This window comes from Kitasatospora sp. NPDC088160 (assembly GCF_044741445.1).
Classification (GTDB): Bacteria; Actinomycetota; Actinomycetes; order Streptomycetales; family Streptomycetaceae; genus Kitasatospora.
In genome coordinates this window covers 174,250-193,905 of the sequence record NZ_JBIUSS010000016.1, presented here as the reverse complement: position 1 = coordinate 193,905, position 19,656 = coordinate 174,250, and the positions used below count along the sequence as shown (strand labels likewise).

At 75.1% G+C, this 19,656-nt stretch carries 9 protein-coding genes; 5 read left to right on the top strand and 4 right to left on the bottom strand.

Annotated features, from left to right (window positions below; all coding sequences use genetic code 11):
* Window positions 1–489 carry an SRPBCC family protein gene (locus ACIOGZ_RS25120; RefSeq protein WP_400987371.1) on the bottom strand — a complete coding sequence of 163 codons (489 nt, stop codon included), beginning with the start codon at window positions 487–489 and terminating at the stop codon, window positions 1–3.
* Window positions 490–552: 63 nt separating this feature from the next.
* Here ACIOGZ_RS25120 and ACIOGZ_RS25115 point away from each other — a divergent pair, with 63 nt between their 5' ends.
* On the top strand, window positions 553–1,149 hold the full coding sequence (locus ACIOGZ_RS25115; RefSeq protein WP_400987369.1) for a TetR/AcrR family transcriptional regulator: 597 nt from the start codon (window positions 553–555) through the stop codon (window positions 1,147–1,149).
* Window positions 1,150–1,190: 41 nt separating this feature from the next.
* Here the strand turns inward: ACIOGZ_RS25115 and ACIOGZ_RS25110 are convergent, their stop codons facing one another.
* The 3 genes from ACIOGZ_RS25110 to ACIOGZ_RS25100 all read right to left on the bottom strand — a co-directional run bounded on the left by ACIOGZ_RS25110 (window position 1,191) and on the right by ACIOGZ_RS25100 (window position 3,727).
* Window positions 1,191–2,123, bottom strand: a complete 933-nt coding sequence (locus tag ACIOGZ_RS25110; protein WP_400808204.1) for a chitinase — start codon at window positions 2,121–2,123, stop codon at window positions 1,191–1,193.
* Between the two features lie 228 nt (window positions 2,124–2,351).
* Entirely contained in the window at window positions 2,352–2,777 is a 426-nt protein-coding gene (locus ACIOGZ_RS25105; protein WP_363586189.1) for a VOC family protein, read from the bottom strand.
* 122 nt (window positions 2,778–2,899) lie between these two features.
* Window positions 2,900–3,727, bottom strand: a complete 828-nt coding sequence (locus tag ACIOGZ_RS25100) for an LLM class flavin-dependent oxidoreductase (protein ID WP_400987367.1) — start codon at window positions 3,725–3,727, stop codon at window positions 2,900–2,902.
* Between the two features lie 829 nt (window positions 3,728–4,556).
* Between ACIOGZ_RS25100 and ACIOGZ_RS25095 the strand changes: the two genes are divergently transcribed.
* The 4 genes from ACIOGZ_RS25095 (at window position 4,557) to ACIOGZ_RS25080 (ending at window position 19,654) form a co-directional block, all read left to right on the top strand.
* Window positions 4,557–11,036, top strand: coding sequence for an amino acid adenylation domain-containing protein (locus tag ACIOGZ_RS25095; protein ID WP_400987365.1), 6,480 nt, complete (start codon window positions 4,557–4,559; stop codon window positions 11,034–11,036).
* A complete protein-coding gene (locus ACIOGZ_RS25090; RefSeq protein ID WP_400987363.1) occupies window positions 11,033–14,011 on the top strand; it encodes a type I polyketide synthase in 2,979 nt (992 codons plus the stop codon). Before ACIOGZ_RS25095 ends, ACIOGZ_RS25090 begins: the two co-directional genes overlap by 4 nt.
* Window positions 14,008–18,618, top strand: coding sequence for an amino acid adenylation domain-containing protein (locus ACIOGZ_RS25085; protein WP_400987361.1), 4,611 nt, complete (start codon window positions 14,008–14,010; stop codon window positions 18,616–18,618). The genes ACIOGZ_RS25090 and ACIOGZ_RS25085 overlap by 4 nt, the downstream gene beginning before the upstream one ends.
* Before the next feature lie 136 nt (window positions 18,619–18,754).
* On the top strand, window positions 18,755–19,654 hold the full coding sequence (locus ACIOGZ_RS25080; protein WP_363586184.1) for a phytanoyl-CoA dioxygenase family protein: 900 nt from the start codon (window positions 18,755–18,757) through the stop codon (window positions 19,652–19,654).
* Window positions 19,655–19,656 lie beyond the last annotated feature (2 nt).

Genomic DNA, 19,656 nt, shown 5'->3' with positions numbered 1-19,656 from the left:
TCACCTGTGGGCGAACGCGCGGAGCAGGCGTACGTACGGGGTCCAGCGGGCCGGGCGGGCCACCGTGCCCGTGCAGGCGAGCTCGGCGCGGTCCAGGCCGTCCTCCAGGCAGGCGTCGTGCATCGGGCGCCAGGCCGCCGGCCAGGTCAGGCGCGCCAGGCCGCCGGCCTTCATCGCGAGGGTGTGCCGCAGCACGGTGCGTTCCTCGCCGACGGGCAGCACCGTGAACTCGTGGAAGCCGTGGAATCCGCGCGGCCCGCTGAAGGTGAAGCGGATCCAGACCCCGGGCACGTAGGCGGTGACCGTGTAGCGGACCGGGCCGTGGCCTCCGGTCGCGCCGACCGCCAGTGGGCGGTCGAACTCCATCACGGGCCAGTCCGAGTGCGGCCAGAGCCGGTCCGCCGGGCCGCCTGACAGGTTGTCGACGAGCGCGCCCACCTCGCTCGCCTTGGCGGCCAGCAGGCGCTCGTGCACGTTGTAGACGCCCATGCGTCCTCCCCTTCAGATTATTAGAGACCAGCCTCTAATAATCTGGAGGGTACCCTCTGATTCATGGCGAGACCACCCCGCTTCGACACCGACCAGATCCTCGACGCCGCCGTCCGGCTGGCCGCCTCCGCCGGGCCGGCCGGCGTGACCATGTCCGCCGTCGCCCAGGCGATCGGCGCGCCGAGCGGGTCCATGTACCACCGCTTCCCCGGCCGTACGGCACTGCTCGCCGAGGTGTGGCTGCGCACCGTGGAGCGTTTCCAGGAGGGGTACTTCGCCGCGCTCGGCAGCGCGCCCGACCCCCACCCGGCCGCCCGCGCGGCCGCCCGGCACGTCATCTCCTGGAGCCGCGCCCACCCGCAGGAAGCCTCGCTCCTCCTCTACGGCGCCGAGGAGTTCGGCCGCGCCGACTGGTCCGAGGAACACAAGGAGCGCGCGGACCTCGGCAGCCGACGCGTGCTCGACTCCATCGCCTCCCTCGCCGAAGCCCTCGGCGCGACGGGCCCCCGGGACCACGAGCGCATCACCCTGGCCCTGATCGACCTGCCGCTGTCCGTGGTCCGCCGCCATCTGCGCGCCGGGCAGCCGCTGCCACCGCACGCAGAAGACCTCACCGAGGAATGCACGACGGCTCTGCTGGCCGACGCGGGGGCTCCGTGATCGGACTCCCCGAAGCCGGAGAACTGCGCGGAGCTACACCGTCAGGCCCTGGCCGCCGGGACGACGAGCGCCTGACGGACGGCGCAGTACCAGCTGGCGGGGCCGGTGGGGCAGTCGGGGCCGTCGACGTTGCGGGAGAGCGCGTATTCCCAGCCCGCGGCACCGGCGAAGTCCGGGTACTTGTCGGCGAGAGCGCGCAGGGTCCGCTGGAGGACCGGCATGTCGACGTAGCCCCCGCAGTCCAGGTTGTCGTTGGTGATGCCGGCGGCGACGACCTTGGACGCGGGGAACTGGTTCTGGATGACCGCGTCGTAGTCGGCGGTGTCGGCGAGGCTGCCGTTGCCGCAGTAGAACTGGGTGTTGTACCAGCGGATCAGGGGGCCGACCTGCTTTTCGAGCGTGCGGTAGTCGAGGAAGGGAAGGTTGCCGCCCTCGGGCATGGTGAGATCGCCGGGCCCCGGGGCAAGGGTGATCAGAAAGTCCGGCCCGAAGTCGGAGCGCAGCTGACGGATGAGCCGCTCGGCGGTCGCCTCGCGGAACGCTTCCTCGACGTCGAGGTCGATGCCGTCCAGCCGGTACGTCCTGAGGGCGTCGCGGACGGGCGGGTAGTACGTGCCGAAGTCCTTGTCGAGCAGCCCGTACGTCCCCTGCGCGGCGCCGCCGAGAAGAGCGGTGACCTTGACGCCCTTCGCCTGCACCGAGGCGATGTCACGCCACATCGGAACGTACTTGGGCGCGGAGGGCGGGTCGTCGTTCAGGGTGAGGATCGGGTACTGGGCGGGGTCGTTGAGGTGGAACGCGGCCACCTCCACCACGTCCGCGTGACCGATCAGGGGCACCGGGGAGACGTAGTGGCTGTCCGGGTCACCTGTGGTCGTGCCGGTCTGGTAGAACGCGACGACGTGGCGGGTCGCCGACGTCTTCGCCGCGGGAGAGGTGCCTCGCACCCCATCCGGGTGTCCGTGACTGCTCATGGACGGGTTCCTCCTGGTGGTCGGCCACAGACCTGCTGTGGGTCACCAGGAAGCGTGCCGTTCCACCCGGGAGGGCCTCGCGCATTCCCACCACGCGTCCTGGAATTCCACTCCGCCAGCCCCGTACCACCGCCGCCGCCCATCGGCCCGGCCCGCCGGGTCGAGGCCGGCGAGGTCGGTGTCGCGCTCGGCCCGACGAGCTCCCCGCCTCGCCGGCTCGGGGGAGGCTCAGTCGACGCAGAACTCGTTGCCCTCGATGTCCTGCATCACAATGCACGAATCGTGGCCGTCGTAGAGCAGTTGCACGCGTACCGCGCCGAGCGCGACCAGCCGGGTGCACTCGGCTTCGAGCGTGGCGAGGCGCTCTTCGCCCACGAGCCCGGTGCCGACCCGCACGTCGAGGTGCACCCGGTTCTTGACGACCTTGCCTTCGGGAACGCGCTGGAAGAACAGTCGCGGGCCCTCGCCTGAGGGGTCGCTGCAGGCGGACCACGAACCCCGGTCCTCAGCAGGCTGGGAGCGGTCGTACTCGTCCCAGGTGGCGAACCCCTTCGGCGGCGGCGATTCGTACCCCAGCACCTCGCACCAGAAGCGGGCGACGCGCTGGGGTTCCGCGCAGTCGAAGGTGACTTGGAACTTCTTGATCAATGACATAAGCGCACCATAACAGGGGTGCTGTCGCTCATCTCCGGCCCAGGAGCCGCACGTTGGCGCTCCCGAAACGGCAGGGGCGCGGGTCCTCCAGGAGAACCGGGAGCCACGCAGCCGCGGGAGTGCTAGCCGAACGACGTGGTGACGGTGTGGTGGAGCCGGGCGATCTCGTCCTCCCAGTCGGGGACCGCGCGGGCGGGGACCAGGATGACGTGTTCGACGCCGACGTCCGCGAACTCGGCCAGGCGCTCGCGCAACGCCCGGTCGCCGCCGACGGCATAGACATCGCGGCTGGTGCAGCCCTGTTTGTGGGCCGAGACCTCGGCGTCCAGCTCGCGCCGGAGTTCGGGGGTGTCGATGGCGGGCGGCACGTAGACGAGCTGCACCGCGCGGGTGATGTGCTCGGTGCGGCCGAGGTGCTGCCGCTCCTCGTCGAGGACCTTCAGGCGCCGGCGGTACTCGGCAGGGGTGATGAACGCGGGGACCCAGCCGTCCGCGAGGGCGGCGACGCGCCGTACGGTCCCCTCCCTGCCTCCGCCCAGCCACACGGGCGGCACCCCGGTCGGGCCGCTGCCGCTGGATTCCCCGGCGGACTCCCCGACGAGGCGGCGCAGGCGGCGCAGGCGGCGCAGGATGTCCTCCAGGGCGGCGGCCGCTTCGGCGGGGTCCCGGATGAGGGCCTCGCGGGGGCCTCCGATGCCGAGCTGGGCGACGAACCGGCCGTTGGACCGCCGGTACAGGTCGGTCAGTTCGCGGACCACGGCGGAGGGTTCCAGGCCGGCGGCGACCAGGACGTGCGGACCGAATACCAGGGCGGATGTCCGGTGGGCCACTTCCCGTGCCAGCTCAAGCGGCGGGGGCATGTCGTCCCCGTTGTTGTTGTAGAACCAGAACGAATCGAATCCGTGCTGCTCCACCGCGTCGAGCAATTTCCACAAGTGGTCCCGCGTCACGTCATGACGCAACGAGGTACCGAAACAGAAGCCGAATTGCAGACCCATGAGACCTCCCTGTCGAGATATTGCCTGCGGGGCACGGCCGCCTGCCAGGCGGGCGGTCGATGAATTGGCGGGAGCCATATGAATACCGACTTCAGGTCCGCGATCCACAGGATTTTCCACTCCTGTCGAACCCTTTCGAACCCTGTCGAAATAAGGGGTCTCCGCTCACCGTGCGCAGCCGACGAAGCAGATCAGATACACCTTCGCCTGGAACGTACCACAGGGGTCAAGCCTTCGAGAAGTGCGCCAATCCAGGCCCGAAGCTCATTTACCGAGCCATATAACATCCTTTAACCAATCTTCGCAAGGTCCACAGGTTTCACTCAAACCAACGGTGTGATTCGCCCCAAAGTGCGCTCTTGCGCCGCCCCCGAGGCGGCAGGGGCGTCGGCGGAAGCACTGGATCCGGTGTCGGGAGAGGCGGGCATAGCCCTATGTCCAGAAAGTCGCCTTCCCTGCACCTTCGAGAATGAGACATTCCGTTTGCTCGTTCTTGAAAAACTCCCAGGGTACATACAGACTCGTTTCGTGAACGGACCCCGGCGTGCCGGAGGTCCGACCCGGGGCACCGATCCCCGAGGGCGCCGACCGCACCTTCACGTACGCGCCCCTGGTTCCCCTCTCAATTCGCCGTCGCCGGCATCCGCCCGCTCACGGGCGAACTCTTCGAGTTTGCAGAGCCCCATGCCCGGATGGCCGCACAGCTTCATTCTTCCTCTCGACACCCCGCGCTCGGACCACCGGCCGAGTGCCGCCAGCACGTACGGAAGGGGCAACCGAAGTGAACAGGAGCGACCTGGTTTCGGATTCGGGTCCGGCGCCGGATGCCGAATTCGCGTTCCCGCTCTCGGCCCCGGAGTTCGGTATCTGGCTCACCTGTCGGGACCAGCCGGAGTCCTTCAACATCCACCGCGTCTGGGAACTGCGCGGGCAGCTCGACGAGCAGGCCCTGAAGGGCGCCGTCGAGGAGACCGTCGCCCGGCACCCCGTGTTCGCCCGCCGGCTCGTCGACGAGGACGGCGTGCCCTCCTGGGTTCCCGGCGTGCCGCAGCCGCGATGGACCGCGATGGACACGGCCACGACGGTCGACGCCACGCCCTGGGCGCCCGTCGGACGCCACCGGTTCGACCTGAGACGAGACTGCCCCGTCCGCGTCGACCTGTTCCGGCACCGACCGGACCACCATGTGCTCTCCCTCCTGGTGCACCACATCGCGTGCGACGGGGCGTCGCTGGAGAACGTGCTGGCGGACATCGGTGCCGCGTACAACGCGCGCACCGGCGGCGGGCCCCCCTTCACACCGTCACCGGCACCGCCCGCGGTGTCCGACCCGCCCGCGCCGGCGGAGCCCTCCCGCTTCTGGCCCCTCGAACTGGCGGACGCCCAGTGGCCGGAGGCCCTGCCGCGCACCCCGGGCCCCCGGACGGCCGAAGCCGACGTCCTGGTGCTCCCGCTGCCCCCGGACGAGGCCGACGCGGTGCGCGCGGCGGCCCGCCGCCTGCGCGTCACCCCGTACCTCATGGGACTCGCCGCCCTCTACGCGGCGTTCGCCACGCAGGGCAACGCCCCCGACGTCATGGTCGCCACACCGTTCGCCTCCCGGACACCGGCCACCGTGTCGCTGGTCGGCTGCTTCGCGCGGATGGTCCCGCTGCGCCAGCGGTGGCCCTCGGGAGCCTCCGGCACCGAGCTCTGCGACGGTGTGCGGCGGACCGTCGCCGAGGCGCTGTCCCACGCGCACGAGCCGATCCACGAGAGCGCGGACCTCTTCGACGCCGCGGCGCCCGGACTCACCGTCAGTTTCCAGCTGCGGGACCCCCTTCCGGGGCCGGCACTCGGCGGGCTCACCGTCCGTGCGATGGAAGCGGCGTGGGCGGCGGGCACCGTACCCGGGGCGGAAGCGGTGCGTGAGCCGGCGGCACCCGTCGCAGGTGCACCGGAGGCGCCCGGAGCGACTGAAGCGACTGAAACCCCCGGAGCCCCTGAAGCCCTCGAAGCTCCCGGAGCCGCTCCCCCGGCCGGGCACCCCGGCGGGACGAACGGCCTCACTCGTTTCGACCTCGAATTCGACCTGTGCTTACGGGCGGACGACGCCTCGGTGACGGTGACGCGCCGGGTGCGCGGCGGCACGACCCACGCGGCCGCCGCCGAACTGCTCGCCGTCTACCGCCGGGTCCTGCTCGCCCTCGCCCGCGACCCGGGGGCACCGCTGCCCCGCTCGACGAGCGCGGCGACGCCGTCCCTGATCGTCGCACCGGCCGATCCGTCGGAGCACGCACAGCCCCTCATGGACCGGTTCGACGCCTGGGTGCGCACACAGCCCCGGCGGCCGGCGGTGCGGTGCGGCGACGACCTCCTCACCTTCGCCGGCCTGGACCGCGAGGTCGCCCGGCTCGCCGCCGCCCTGCGCCGCCACGGCGCGGGCCCGGGCACCGCGGTGGGCGTCCTGCGCGAGCGGGGCGTCGCCCTGGTCGCGTCCGTGCTGGCGGCGTGGCGGGTGCGGGCCCACGTCGTCGCCCTCGATCCCTCCCAGCCCGACTCCCGTCTCGCCTACGTCGTGGCGGACACCGGTACCCGTCTCGTGCTGTGCGACCCCGCGTCACGCCACCGGCTCGACGCCTCGCTCACGATCGTCGACGAGGACGCGCACGCCGGGGCCCCTGACGCGGAGAACGCGCACACCGAGGCCCCGGACGCCGAGGACGCGCACGCCGAAGACGCCCGCCCCCACGATCTGGCGTACGTCCTGCACACCTCGGGCACCACCGGCCGCCCCAAGGGCGTCATGGTCGAGCACCGAGGTCTCGCCGTCCTCGTCGACGCGCAGCCGGCGGGAGCCGGGGCCGCCCGGGTCGGCGTCACCGCCGCCGTCTCCTTCGACGTCTTCTTCCAGCAGCTCCTCTACCTCTTCCGGGGCAGCTGCCTGGTGGTGGCCGACCAGGCCACGTACCGCGATCCGCAGGCGCTGGTGCAGTGGGTCGAGCGCAACGACGTGCGCCTGCTCAGCACCTCGCCGTCGATGTTCGCCGCCATGCGCCCCTTCGGCGTGGAGGAGATGTTCCAACGCACGGGCCTGGAGCTGGACTTCGGGGGCGAGGCGGTCGACGCCACGACCTGGCGCAGGCTGCGCGAGCTGGGTGTCAGGGGATCCAACGGCTACGGTCCGACCGAGGTCACGATCCAGACCACGTGGTGCGGTTTCGACGAGTACGGGACCCCCAGCATCGGCCGGCCCCTCGACGGCACCTCGGCCTACGTCCTGGGCCCCGACCTCCGCCCCGTGCCGGTCGGTTCCCGCGGCGAGCTGTACCTCGCTGGGCCGCTGGTCACCCGCGGCTACCTCAACGCCCCCGCGCTCACGGCCGAGCGCTACCTCCCGGACCCCTTCGCCCCGGCACCCGGCGCCCGGATGTACCGCACGGGGGACCGCGTCACCCTCGGTGCCGACGGACACCTGATCTACCACGGCCGGACCGACCACCAACTGAAGGTGCGCGGCCAGCGGGTCGACCCGTACGAGGTGGAGGAGGTGCTGCGCGGCACGCCGGGCGTCCAGGACGCCCACGTGGCACGCCAGGGTCCGATCGGGACGGCGGGGCTCCTCGCCTGGGTCACCCCCCGCCGCCCCGGGCCGGTTCCGGTGCCGGGGGAGCTGCGCAGCCTCGCGGCCCGGCGGCTGGCGCCCGCCGCGGTGCCCGCGCACATCGAGGTCGTCGACGCGTTCCCGCTCACGCTCAGCGGAAAGGTCGACGAGCGCGCCCTGCCCGTGCCCGCACCCGTGCAGCCGCCGGACGGCGGCGCGGACCCCGCCGTCCGGCTCTGGGCGCTGACGCTCGGCCGCCCGCCCGCCTCGAACGGGGACAACTTCTTCTCCTGCGGCGGGAGTTCACTGGACGCGGCCCGGCTCGTCGCCGAGGTCAACCAGGAGTGCGGGGTGCGCGTCGACCTCGCCTCGTTCTTCGGCGACCCGACACCGGAAGGGTTGCGGCACCTGATCGCGCGGGCCGCGCCCGCCGGCGGCGAGGGCCCGTCCACGGCTGCGCCCGCCGGCCTGTCGGCCGCCCAGCGGCGGCTGTGGCTGCTGCACCGGGCGGAGCCGGACAGCCATGAGTTCACCGTGTACTGGGCGCTGCGGCTGAGCGGTCCGCTGGATCCCGGGCGCCTGGAGGCGGCCTGGCACGACGTGCTCACCGCCCACCCCGAGACTCGGCTGCGGGTCATCGACGACGACGTGGCCCCCGGGCGCGGGCAGTGGCCCCTCACGGCGTTCACCGTGAGCGTGCGGGACGTGCCCGGGCACGCCCTGGCGGAGCACCTGCGGCGCGTGGCCCACCGGCCCTTCGACCTGTTCGAGGAGCCCTTGGTCGAGCTGCGGGTGCTCAGGACCGGCCCCGGGGACCACGTGCTGGTCTTCGTCGGCCACCACCTCGTGCTCGACCGCCGCTCCACGGAGCTGATCACCGAGCAGCTGCTGAGCCGGCTGGCCGGCGGCCCGGCGCTCCCGCCCGCACCGGCGGGCGCCGTCCCCGGGCCGTCGCCCGCCGAGGCCGAACGGCTGCGCCGGTTCTGGGCCGAGGAGCTCGCCGGCGTCTCCGCCCACTCGCCGGTCGCCCTCGGCGGGCCCCGGCCGGGCCCGCACCGGCGCACCGCGGCGACGGTCGGCGTCCCGCTGGACGCGGCGCAGTGGCAGCGTGTGGCCGAGGCGGCGCGTACGCATCGCACCACTGCCCTCGTCCTCGTCCTGTCGGCGTTCGCGGTGACGGCCGACCGGTACGGCGCGGCGGGCGACGTCCTGGTCGGTACCACCATGGACGTCCGACCGCCCGGCTTCAACGAGGCCGTCGGCCTCTTCGTCAACCCCGTCCCGGTACGGCTGCGCCCCCGCCCCGGCGGCACCGCCGGCGAGGCGGTCACCCAGGCGCACGCGGCCCTCCTGCGGGCGCACGCACACCGCGCGCACCCCTTCGACGAACTCGTCAGGGAGCTCGGTCTGCGGGCCGGTCCGGGGCAGGCCCCCCTGTTCCAGGTGCTGGTCGACCATGAGCAGCCGGCCACGGCGACGGCCGCGCCGCCCTGCGTCCGCGCCCGCCCGGTGGAGATCCCGGCGGCCATCGCGAAGTACGACGTCGAGATCCTGCTCCGGGAGACCGCTGACGGCGCCCGGCTGGACGTGCTCCACCGCACCGACCGGTGGACGACGGACCAGGCCTGGCAGCTGGCCGAGCGGATCCGCGGGGCGCTGCTCGCGCTGGCGGCCGAGCCCTCCGCACCGGCCGCGCTCCCCGTGGCGCTGGACCCGGGGCGCCTCCCCCTGGAGTGGGGGCGGGGCCCGGAGCCGTTCGCGCCGGTGGTCCCGGTGAGCGAGCTCATCGCCCGGATCGCCCGGGAGGCACCGGAGCGGACCGCCGTGGTCGCCGGGGGCGAGCAGCTCACGTACGGGCGGCTGCGGGCCGACGCCCTGGACCTCGCCGCCCGGCTGACGGCCCGGGGCGCGGGCCGGGGCGCCCGGGTGGCGGTGCTGACCGAGCGGTCCGCGGGCCAGATGACCGCGCTGCTCGGTGTGCACTTCGCCGGTGCCGCGTACGTCCCGCTCGATCCCCGGCACCCCGACTCCCGCATGACGGCGTGCCTGGCCGACTGCGGGGCCTCCGCCGTCGTCGCCGACGCGGCCATGGCCGGGCGGGCGGCGTCCTTCGGGCTGCCGCTGGTCCCGCTGGTCCCCGTGGTCCCCCTGCGCCCGACGCCCGAGCCGGGGGCCGACCGGAGTGCCGCGCCGACGGCCGGGCCGGCGGCCGGGCGGAGTGCCGAGCCCGCCGTCCCCCTCCCGCCCGGACCGCACGACCCCGCGTACGTCATCTACACCTCCGGGACGACCGGGCGGCCCAAGGGCGTGGTGATCGAGCACGGCACGCTGGCCGCCTCCACGGCCGCCCGCCGCACCGTCTATCCGGGGCGGCCGGTCTTCCTGCTGCTCTCGCCTGCGGCGTTCGACTCGGCCGCGGCCGGGATCTGGGGAACGCTGTCGGCCGATGGCCGCCTGGTCGTCGCGAGCGACGACGAGGTCCGCGACCCCGAGGCCCTGGTCGCCCTGATCGCCCGGCACCAGGTCACCCGGCTGCTGTGCGTGCCCTCGCTCCACGCCCTGCTGCTCACCGCCGCCGACCGGGCCGGCCCCGACGCGGTGCGGAGCCTGCGCGAGGTCGTCACGGCCGGGGAGCCGCTCCCGGACGAGCTGCTGCGGCGCCACTTCGCCGTCCTGCCCGGGGTGGCGCTGGTCAACGAGTACGGGCCCACCGAGGCCACCGTCTGGGCGAGCTACCGCCGTTACCACGGGCCGGAGGCCGTGGACATCGGCGGCCCGGTGCCGGGGTACCGCCTCTACGTCCTGGACCACGCCCTGCGGCCCGTCCCCCCGGGGGTCGACGGCGAACTGTACGTCGGCGGCGCGGGGGTGGGCCGGGGGTACGTCGGCCGGCCCGCCGAGACGGCCGGCGCCTTCCTGCCCGACCCGTTCAGCGGCGAGCCGGGGGCCCGGATGTACCGCACGGGCGACCGGGTGCGGTGGCAGGGGCCGGAGGCGCTCGCCTTCGTCGGCCGGCTGGACCACCAGATCAAGGTCCGTGGCCACCGGGTGCAGCCCGCCGAGGTGGAGGCGGCGCTGCGCGGCGCCGAGGGCGTCCGGGAGGCGGCCGTGGTCGCCGACGGCGGCGCGCGCCTCGTCGGCTTCGTCACCGGCGGCGGGCGGCCGGAGGCCATCCGGCGCGAAGTCGCCGAGCTGCTGCCGGAGTTCATGGTCCCCGCCGTGGTCCACGCGCTGGAGCGGCTGCCCGTCACCCCCAACGGCAAGGTCGACCGGCGGGCCCTGGAGCAGGAGGCGGCCCGGCGCCGGGCCTCGGCGCTCGCCCGGCCCGCCGGGGACGTGTCGCCCGGGCACGCGGCGGTCACCGCGGCGTGGCGGGAGGTCCTGGGCGTCGTCGAGGTTCCCGGCGACGTCAACTTCTTCGACCTCGGGGGGCATTCGCTGCTGGTGCCGGCGCTCCAGGAGGCGCTGCACCGGCACACCGGCGTCCGGCTGCCGATCCTCGACCTCTTCCGCCACAGCACCGTCGCCGACCTCGCGGCCCGACTGGCCCGCGCGAAAACGGACTCGCCGCCCGCCCCCGGGACGGAACCACCGCCCTCAGCCGGGTCGTCCCGTCGCCGACGCGGCGACGCGGCCCGTACGCTCCGCGACCGCCGTGCCCAGGAGGCCGACCGATGAACCGCGACCGTTCCCTCGACATCGCCCTCACCGGCATGACGGGGCGCTTCCCCGGCGCGGCCGATGTGGCACAGCTGTGGCAGGCCCTGCGCGACGGGCGGGTGCTGACCCGGCGCCTGAGCCGGGAGGAGCTGTCGGCCCGCGGCGTCCCCGCGTCCCTCGCCGACGATCCGGCCTACGTCCCCGTCCACGGGTCGCTCGACGATCCCGACCGCTTCGACCACGCGTTCTTCGGCGTCAGCCCCCGCGAGGCCGGGCTGACGGACCCGCAGCACCGCCTGCTGCTGGAGTGCGCCTGGGCCGCCCTGGAGGACGCCGGCCACAGCGTCACGGCCGGCGACGGTCTGCGGACGGCGGTGTACGCGGCCGCCAGCGGCAGCGGTCACCTGCGGGCGCTCCTGGCCGCCGGCTCGCTGGCGCCCCCGGAGTTCGAGGAGGCGCTCCTCGTCAACGAACGCGATTTCCTCGCGACGCGCATCGCCTACAAACTGGGGCTGACCGGGCCCGCACTCACCGTCCTCACGGCCTGCTCCTCCTCGCTCGTCGCGGCCCACCTGGCCGTCCAGGCGCTGAACAACGGGGAGTGCGACCAGGCCCTGGTGCTCGCCGCGTCGGCCAACGCCCCCCAGGCGGGGCACCTGCCCATGGCCGGCGGAGTGATGTCGCTCAGCGGGCACTGCCGCCCCTTCGACGCCTCGGCGGACGGCACCCTCGGCGGCTCGGGGGCGCTGGGCGTCGTCCTGCGCCGCTACGAGGACGTGGCGGACGGCCCGCTCCCCCTGCACGGAGTGCTGCTGGGCTCCGCCGTCAACAACGACGGCACCGCCAAGGCGGGCTTCCTCGCGCCGTCGGCGGCGGGCCAGGAGCAGGCGATCCGCGCCGCGCTCGCCGCCGCCGACGTCGACGCCGCGTCCGTCGGCTACCTGGAGAGCCACGGCACCGGCACCCGCGTCGGCGACCCCATCGAGTGGTCCGCCGCCTCCTCGGTGTACCGATCACTGGGTGCCGCTCCCGGCAGCATCCCGGTCGGCGCGCTCAAGGCGACCATCGGCCACCTCGACGCCGCCGCCGGGCTCGCCGGGCTGGTGAAGGCGCTGCTGGTGGTCCGGCACGGGTACGTGCCCGCGATTCCCGGGCTGAGCCGGGCCAATCCGCTGCTGGAGCGGGAGGACTCGCCGCTGTCCCTGCCCACCGAGGCCGGGCCGTGGCGGGGCCCGCAGCCGCGCCGGGCCGCGGTGAGCTCGTTCGGCGTGGGCGGGACCAACGTGCACATGGTGGTGGAGCAGCCTCCGGAGCCGGCCGCCCCACCGCCCGCCCCGCCGTCCGGGCGGGAACGGCTGGTGGTGCTCTCCGCGAAGGACCCACGGGCCCTCGCCCGCATGCGGGAGCGGCTCGCCGCGCACCTGGAGGACGCCGAAGCCGCCCCCTCGCTGGAGGACGTCGGCCGGACCCTCACCCGGCGGGCGGAACTCCCCTACCGCTCCTCGGCGGTGGGCGCGAGCGTGGCCGAGGTCGTGGCGGCGCTGCGCGCCCCGGCCGAGGCGGCACCGGAGCCCGTGGCGCACCCCGCCCCGGCGCTGCTGCTCTTCCCGGGGCAGGGGACGCAGTTCCCCGGCATGGCGGCGCCCTTCGCCGCCGCCCTGCCCCCGTTCGCCGACGCGCTGGACGCCTGCCTGGCCGCCTTCTCCCCCGGGCTCGCCCGCGAGGTGGACGAGGCGCTGCACGACGCCGCCTTCCCCGCCGAACGCCTCGCCCGGACGGCGCTCGCCCAGCCCGCGCTCTTCGCCGTCGAGTACGCCGCCGGGACGGCGCTGCTCGCCCTGGGCCTGGTCCCCTGCGCGCTGCTCGGGCACAGCCTGGGGGAGATCACGGCGGCGACCCTGGCCGGCGCGCTCGCCCTCGACGCCGCGGCCCGTCTCGTGGCACGCCGGGCCCTGCTGATGCAGGACTGCGCCCCGGGCGCGATGGTCTCGCTGGCCTGCGGCGAGGCCGAGGCCCGGGCCCTGCTGGCCGAGACCGGCGCCGAGCTGAGCATCGCGGCGGTCAACGCCGCCACGAGCACCGTGCTCGCCGGGTCCCCCGGGGCGGTGGCGGCCTTCCGGGAGCGGATCGGCGGCCGGTACGCGGCCAAGGTGCTGCGGTCGTCCCGTGCCTTCCACTCCCCGCTGATCGAACCGGCGGCCGACGCGCTGCGGGGCACACCGGCGGCCGATGAGGTGCGCCCCGCCGCCCTGGCGTGGATCGAGAACACGGAGGGGCAGTTGCTGCCCGAGGGCTCGCTCACCGACCCCGGCCACTTCGCCCGGGCCGCCCGCCGGCCGGTGCGCTTCGCGGACGCGCTGGCGACGGCCCGGGCGAAGTTCCCCGACGCCGTCGCGGTCGAGGTCGGGCCCGGCCGGGTGCTGAGCGGCTTCGCGGAAGCCGCCGGGCTGCCCGCGATCCCGCTGCTGGGCTCCTCGCCGCCGGCCCCCGCCGCGCCGTCGCACGCCCCGGCCGCTGCCACCGCCCGCCCGGTGCTGGCGGCAATCGGCCGGCTGTGGTGCTCCGGCCTCCCCCTGGACCTCTCCCCGCTCCAGGCCCCGGGGCGCTCCGTCCCCCTGCCGACCTATCCGTTCCACGGCCCGCGCCACCCGGTGCCGGCCGCCCCGGCGCCCGGAGCACCGCCAGGACCACCGCCCGGACCACCCGTCACCGACGCGGCCGATCCCGTCGCGGACACCCCCGTCGCGATCCTCCGCGCCCTGTGGGCCGAACAGCTGGGGGTGACCGACGTGCCCGACACGGCCGACTTCTTCCAGCTGGGCGGTGACTCGCTCACCGTGGCCCGGCTGGCGCGCGGGATGAGCCGCCGGTTCGGCGTCGACGTCCCCGTCGGCGAGCTGCTGCGGGCCCGGTCCATCGGGCTCCAGTACGCGCTGGTGGAGCGGTTGATCGCCCAGCAGATCCTCGACGAGGCCGGGGAGGAGCTCGGATGACCGCCTCACCCCTCGACCGGCTCACCCCCGGGCAGCGCGCCGAACTGGCCGCCCGGCTCCAGGGGCGCAGCCCCGCGGCCGCGTCTCCGGCGGCTGCCGCACCGTCATCGGCGGATTCGGAACCGGCGCTCCCGCCCCGCCCGGAGGCCGCGGCCGGCAGCCACCCCCTCTCCGTCACCCAGTACCGGATGTGGCTCGCCGAGCAAGCGTCCCCCGCCGCGTCGGCGGCCTACACCGTGCCCCTGGCCCTCCAGCTCGCGGGCCCGCTCGACATCGACCGGCTCCGCGCGTGCCTGGACGCCCTCGCCGGGCGCCATCTGGCCCTGCGCACCCGTTTCGGCCAGGAGAACGGGGTGCCCCGGCAGCGCTTCGACCTGCCCGCCCGCATCCCGCTGGAGGTACGGCCGGTGCCCCCAGGAACGCCGGAGCGGGACCGGGCCCTCGACGCCGAGGCGGCGCGCCCGTTCCGCCTGGACCGGCCCCCGTACGTCCGTGCCGTCCTGCTGGCCCAGGGGCCGCAGCAGCACACCCTCCTCCTGACCTTCCACCACGCCGTCTGCGACGGATGGTCGTTGGGGGTGCTGATCGACGACCTGCTGGACGCGTACGCCGCCGGGGGCGGCCCCGGTTCCGCCCGTCCCGCGCCGGCCGCCCAGCACCTCGACTACGTCCACTGGGAGCAGTCGCCGGACGGGCGGGCCGCGCTGGCCGCCCACGCCGCCCACTGGGCCCGCTCCGGCGGCAGCGCCGACGACGGGGCCGAACTCCCCTTCGCCGTCGACCCGACCGCCTCGGAGCAGGCCGCCACGGAGCAGGCCACCGCGGAACAGGCCGCCACACGGCAGACCGCCTCGCAGCAGACCGCCCGGATGCCGCACGCCGAGCTGGCGCTGCCCCCGGACCTCACCCGGCAGGTCCACGCGTTCGCCCGGCGGTACGCCTGCACGGCGCACGCGGTGTGGCTCGCCGCGTTCGCGGCCACCTGGAGCGCGGTCACCGGCGCCCGGACGGCCTCCGTGAGCGTTCCCACCGCCAACCGGGCGGCGGAGCGCTACGACCTCACCGTGGGCGCCTTCGTCTCCGCTATGCCCCTCGCCCTGTCCCTGCCCCCCGCGCTGGGCTTCGCCGCGCTGGCCCGGCGGACCGGCGAGCAGCTCCTGACCGGTTCCCGACACCCGACCCTCCCCCTGACCTCCGACGACACCGCCGTGCCCGTACCCGCCGCCGCCTTCGTCCTGACCCACGAGGACAACCGGCCGCGCCCGGCCGGCCCCCTCACGGTCACCCCCCTGCCGGTGCGCGTCCAGGGCGACCAGGGCGCCCTGACCGTGCAACTCACGGAACACGCCGACACCGCCGCCGTCCGGCTGACCGGCTCCCCGCAGCACTACACCGACGCGGCCCTCGCCCGGCTCGGGCGGGCCTACCGACGCTGCCTCGCCTCCGTGCTCGCCGCCCCCGACGCGCCGCTGGCCGCGCTGGACGCACGCGACCCGGCCGAGCGCGAGACCATCGCGGCCGCCTCCACGGCGCCGCCCGCGGCCGGGGCCCGCCTGCCCTACGACGCCTTCGCGGACTGGGCGCGGCGCACCCCCGAGGCCTTCGCCGTCTGGGACACCGCCGGCGGTCACCTCACCTACCGGGCGCTGCACGAGCGCACCGAGCGCGCGGCGGCCCACCTCGCCCTGGCCGGGGTCGGCCCCGGCTCGGCGGTGGCCCTGGACGTACCGGCGGGCGCCGACTACCCGGCGCTGGCCCTGGCGGTCTGGCGGCTCGGCGGCTGGATCATCGCGCTGCGCCCCGACGACCCCGTGGAACGCCGCCGCGCCCTGCTGCGCAGCGCCCGGGCGGACTTCCTCGTCCGCACGGCCGACGCCCCCGGGCACGATGCCGACGGGGACCATGCCGACGAAGACCGTGCCGACGGCGGCGCGCCGGGGAGGGTGCTCCGGACGATCCGGCTCCCCCGAGGGGGCGCGCGCGAGCTCCCGGCCACCGGGGCGGCGGTGCCGCCCGTGGCCCGCACGGGCCCGCAGGACCTGGCCTACGCGGTGTTCACCTCCGGCACGACCGGTACGCCCAAGTGCGTCCCGGTGCCGCTGGGGGCGCTGGCCAACGAGCTCGCCTGGCGCCGCGAGGCGATCGGCCTCGCCGCCCCCGACCGGGTGCTCCAGACCATTCCCCTGGTCTTCGACCCGTCGCTGTGGCAGTGCTTCGGACCGCTGGTCGCCGGGGCCGGCGTGGTCTTCCCCGGCGTCGACCTCGGGGCGCATCCGGCCGCCCTGGTGGAGGCCGCCCTGGAGCACTCCGCGACCGTGGTCGACGTCGTCCCGTCCCTGCTCGCGGCCCTGGACGACGAGGACCTGCGCCGGCTGCCGGCCCGGGTCGTCTTCTGCGGCGGGGAGGCGCTGCCCTCGGCGCAGGCCGACCGCTACCTGCGCGTGGGCCGCGGTGAACTGCGCAACCAGTACGGGCCGTCCGAGACCTGCATCGACGCCACGTCGTACCGGTGCGCGGCGGGGGCCGAGGGCGGCACCGCCCCCGTCGGCCACCCCATCTCCGGCGTGCGCCTGCACATCCTCGACGGCGCGCTGCGTCCGGTGCCCATCGGGGTCACCGGCGAGCTGTACATCGGCGGCACCGGGGTGGCGCGCGGCTACCGGGGCCGTCCGGCCGAGACGGCGGCCCGGTTCCTGCCCGACCCGGCCGGTCCCCCGGGCTCGCGGATGTACCGCACCGGGGACCGGGTGCGGTGGAACGCCGACGGGAGCGTGCAGTTCGTCGGCCGCAGCGACAACCAGGTCAAGGTGCGCGGCCACCGGGTGGAGCTGGAGGAGGTCGACCGGCACGTCGTGGACGCGCCGGGGGTGCGGGAGGCGGCCACCGTCGTCGTCGGGGAACGCGTCAGCCGCCTGGTGGGCTTCGTCACCGGCGAGCCCGCCCCGGACCCGGCGGCGGTGCGCGCCCATCTGGCCCGTACCCTCCCGCCGTACATGGTGCCCGGCGAGATCCGGGTGCTCCCTCGGCTGCCGGTGACCGCCAATGGCAAGGCGGACCGCCGCGCGCTGCTGGCGATGGTGCGCTCCGCGCGCACGGCGGCGGGCCCCGCCGCCGCCCACGACCGGGTGGCCGCCGCCGTGGTGGAGGCGTTCGCGGCGGCGCTCGACCGGCCGTCGGCCACCCTGGACGACCATCTCTACGACCTCGGCGGGGCGTCGCTGGGGGCGGCCCGGATCGCCTCCGCGCTGAGCCGCCGCCTCGGGGCGGAGGTCCCCGTGCGCACCGTCCTGACGCATCCGCTGGCCGCCGAACTCGCCACCGAGGTCAGGACGTTGCTCGCAGCAGCAGCAGCACCGCCGCCTCCCGCCGACGCCGGAGCCGGCGCTTCCCAGACACCCGAACAGCTCCTGGTGGCCCAGCAGGAGCGGGCCCTCGGACACCCCGCTCCCCCGATTCCGCTGCTGCTCGGGCTCGACGCCCCCGTGGATCCGCGGGACGTGGAGCGGGCGGTCCGCGCACTGGTCGCCCGGCACGAGGCCCTGCGGCCGGCGGCCCCGCAGGCCGTGCCCGGGACGACGGAGGCGACACCGGGGGCCGCCGGATCGGGACAGCACGACGCGTGGCAGCCCTGCCCCGTGGCCCCACTGCCGGACCAGCCCGCCCAGGTCCACTGGGACACCGCACTGATCGAGCGGCCACTGCCCGCAGGATCACCGGGGCTGGAGGTCGTCCTGCTGACCGGAGAGGACGGCACCGTCCGGCACCTGCTGCTGAGGCTGGCCCGCCACCGGGGCGACGGCGCCTCCGTGGGCATCCTCGCCGACGAGCTCCTCAACCTGCTCGCCGGACGCGACCTGCCCCGGCCGGCCCCGCGCTACAGCGACTACGCCCGCGCCAGGGCCTCCCGCCGCACGGCCCGGCGCGCCGAACTGGAACAGTACTGGCGCACCAGCCTGGGCCCGGTCCCCCCGGACCCGTTCGCCGAGCGCCGCACCGGCCCGAGGACCTTCCGCAACCACGGGGTGCGGAAGGTCCTCCCCGCCGACGCGTACGCGCGCCTCCAGCGGGCGGGCCGGACGGCGGGCACGACCACCACGGCCGCCTTCCTCGACCTGCTCGGCCGGATCGTCTCCCGGATGTCGGGCGGCACGTCCACGGTGATCGGCATGCCGGTCTCCCACCGCTCGGCGGCCACCGAGGAAACGCTCGTCGGCCGCGCCGTCGACCTGCTGCCGGTGGTGCTCGGCGCCACCGGGGCCGGCCACGCCCACCGGGCGCTGCTGTCGGCCCTGGACCACGCCGACCTGCCGCTGCTGCACATCGCCGAGCTCGCCGATCCGGTCGACCCCGCGCTCCGGCCGCCGGTCTGCGCGGCCGGGCTGGTCGTCCACGGGCAGGAGGAGAACCCGGCCGTGGTGCCGGACGACCCGCCCCACGACACCGTGCCCGAGCACTGGGCGGACCTCGACCTCGTCCTCCACGTGCAACCGGCCCGCTCGGGAGGGTGTTCGGTGCTCCTGACCGGAGCCGTCGGCCTCTTCCCGCAGGCCGAGCTGCGCGAGCACCTCGCCCGGGCCCTGGCGGAGCTCGAACCCGACCAGGGCTGAGGCCCGGCCCCCCAGCCGCACCCGCCCCAGCCCTACCCGCCCCGGCCGTACCTCCCGCGCGGTGCGCCCGTCGCGCCCGCGTCCCAACCGCCCGCTCTCCGACATATCCGACGCATCCGACACAAGGGGAAAAGTCATGGACGAAGAGCAGAAGTACCTGTTCGACCTGCGCGGCTACCTGGTCCTGGAGGACATCCTCTCCGCGCAGGAACTCGCCGCCGTCAACGCCGCCCTCGACGGCCACGGCCTGTGGGACGGCGAGAACAAGCTCGACTACCCGCTGCTCAAGCGGTACAACCCGTTCATCGCCAACGCCGGCCCCCTCCACACCACCCCGCGCCCGGTGCGCGACCTGATCAGCCACGAGAAGGTGCTGCCGCACCTGGAGGAGGTGCTCGGCCCCGACCTGCGCTACGACGAGGGGCAGGTGCTCTACGCCCGCAAGGGCGCCGGAGCGCTGATCCTGCACAACGGGAACACCCCGTGGGAGTACCCCCCGCTGACCTACCAGGTCCGCGACGGCCGGATCTACGGCGGACACCTGATCGTCGCGTTCTGCCTCACCGACGCCCTCGCCGACCAGGGCGGCTTCGCGGTGGTCCCCGGCAGCCACAAGTCGGCCTTCGAGATCCCGGAGGACTTCCAGACCTGGCAGAAGGTCGGCGACTGGGTCTCCCGCGTCCCGGTCAGGGCCGGCTCGGTGGTCCTCTTCGCGGACACCGCCACCCACGGCAGCTGGCCCTGGGCCGCAGACTTCGAACGCCGGGTCGTCTTCTGCCGCTACACCGCGGGCATGGTGCAGCACACCGCTCCCGCGCCCGTGCCCGAGGACCTCCCGGGCGAGGAGTGGACCCCGGTCGAACGCCGGCTGCTCCGCCCGCCGTTCGCCTGGCACTTCCACGACCGGGGCAGGGGCTACACGGAGCAGCAGCGCACCTCGGTGCGCACCGCCGAGGGCTGGACGATGAACGACCACTCCCAGCAGATCATCACGCTCGCGGAAGACGCGGAGAAGTCCGCCGAGGGGCGGGGCTAGCC

Bases quoted from the DNA above. Each gene is read 5' to 3' on its own strand.
- ACIOGZ_RS25120 (WP_400987371.1), bottom strand. From the start codon at position 489: ATGGGCGTCTACAACGTGCACGAGCGCCTGCTGGCCGCCAAGGCGAGC.
- ACIOGZ_RS25115 (WP_400987369.1), top strand. From the start codon at position 553: ATGGCGAGACCACCCCGCTTCGACACCGACCAGATCCTCGACGCCGCC.
- ACIOGZ_RS25110 (WP_400808204.1), bottom strand. From the start codon at position 2,123: ATGAGCAGTCACGGACACCCGGATGGGGTGCGAGGCACCTCTCCCGCG.
- ACIOGZ_RS25105 (WP_363586189.1), bottom strand. From the start codon at position 2,777: ATGTCATTGATCAAGAAGTTCCAAGTCACCTTCGACTGCGCGGAACCC.
- ACIOGZ_RS25090 (WP_400987363.1), top strand. From the start codon at position 11,033: ATGAACCGCGACCGTTCCCTCGACATCGCCCTCACCGGCATGACGGGG.
- ACIOGZ_RS25085 (WP_400987361.1), top strand. From the start codon at position 14,008: ATGACCGCCTCACCCCTCGACCGGCTCACCCCCGGGCAGCGCGCCGAA.
- ACIOGZ_RS25080 (WP_363586184.1), top strand. From the start codon at position 18,755: ATGGACGAAGAGCAGAAGTACCTGTTCGACCTGCGCGGCTACCTGGTC.